This is a genomic window from Olsenella massiliensis (assembly GCF_001457795.1).
Taxonomy (GTDB): domain Bacteria; phylum Actinomycetota; class Coriobacteriia; order Coriobacteriales; family Atopobiaceae; genus Olsenella_F; species Olsenella_F massiliensis.
On record NZ_LN898204.1, the window covers coordinates 1 to 1583 of the forward strand.

General features: G+C 69.5%; 1 protein-coding gene. It reads right to left on the reverse strand.

Going from position 1 to position 1583, the window contains the following annotated elements; genetic code table 11:
- Positions 1–247: 247 nt before the first annotated feature.
- On the reverse strand, positions 248–1583 hold a 1336-nt coding region (locus BN3001_RS00070), incomplete at its 5' end, for a phosphohexomutase domain-containing protein (protein WP_058269807.1).

The window sequence follows — 1583 nt, forward strand, 5'->3', positions numbered from 1 at the left end:
TTGACTCTGCGTCGTCTCGAGCTTCGCTCATTCTTCGCTGTCTCTTGTCGATCTCTCGATCGCAGTATCCGGTTCTCAAGGTTCGCCGCGCCGCCCTTTGGGCCTCGCCCTTCCGTGCGGCGCGAGGAAATATATTACGCACCAAACTCGGCTATGTCCCCCAGGAATTCGGCGAACACAAATCATCCATATTTTGCTGATGCTCATGCTGGCGCCTACAGGCGCGACACGGCCGCACCCGGAGGCGTCACGTGGTCCTGAGCTGTCCGAGATACTCTCCGCGGACGAAGTCGGCGCCGCTCTTGAGGAGCTCATCCCGACGGCGAGGCGAGTGGGCCTCCGCATAGACCCTCACGACGGGCAGGGTGCGGGACGGTCGCATCATGAGCCAGGAGTCGTCGTCAAACTCGAGCTTCAGGCCGTCGGCGTGGGAGACCATGCACGGCTCTGCGCCGGCGATGCGCCCGGGGTTGAGCCCCGGCAGGACCGTGGACAGCGCGTCGAGGTCCCCGGGCTTCATGGGGACGCTCCTCCTGCCGTACTCCATGCGTCCGAGCCGCTCCTCCATGCGCGCCAGGAGCTGGGAGACGCTAGAGCGGGGGCCGGCAAAGACCAGGGCCTCCACCGCAAGAAGCGCGCTCAGCACGCCGTCGCGCTCGTGCAGGCGCTGAGGCACGCTCACCCCGCCGAACTCGTCGCAGGCGAGCAGGACGTCACCCTCGGCGATCTCGTCATGCAGCCTCTCGAAGCCGACGGGGACGGAGGTGACCTCAAGGCCCAGGTCCTCGGCCTCAAGGCGCACGAGGGCCGAGCTCGCGAGCGTCGAGGCCACCCGTCCCGACATGCCCCTATTCCGCACCAGATGGCCCATCACCAGAGCCACGAGCTGCTGAGGGGGCACCAGCCGGCCCCGCTCGTCGACGAGGGCGGAGCGCATGGCGTCGCCGTCAAGAACGATGCCGAGGTCGGCGCCCTGTCGCGCGACCGCGGCCGTGCATTCGTTCGCCCAAGGCTCCGATGCCTGCGGACGAAGGCCGCCAAAGTCCGCCCGCGGCTCCTCGTGCAGGAGTGACACGGAGCATCCCAGCCCCTCCAGGATCTCGACGAGCGGGCGGGCGCCCACGCCGTGCAGGGCGTCGATGACGACCGAGAGCCCCCAGCCAGGGCGGGAGGGGTCAAGCGCCGCGAGGAGCCAGCGTCGGTAGGCGTCCGTGACGTCATAGGACCGAAACGGCGCTCGCCCCTCGGCGCTGATGACGCCGGCGAGCTGGTCGACGTCGGCGGCGAAGCGCGCAGGGACGCTGCCGCCGTCCGCTCCGCGCACAAAGAGGCCGCAATAGGGTCCGGGCGCGTCCGACCCGCTCAGCATGACGCCTCCCGGGCTGTCGGCATCCGTCGCGACCGCCATGCCCAGCGCTCCCGCGCAGCACGGGTGCTCGAGGACCGTGGTGACCAAACCTGCCCCAGACAGCACCTCCCCCACCACGGCGGCGAGCCCCGAGGACTTCTTGCGTCCGTCAAAGCCCACGTAGATGGGGCCGACAGCGCCCTGCTCGACCCACCGGCGCGCGAGGGCGGCCGCG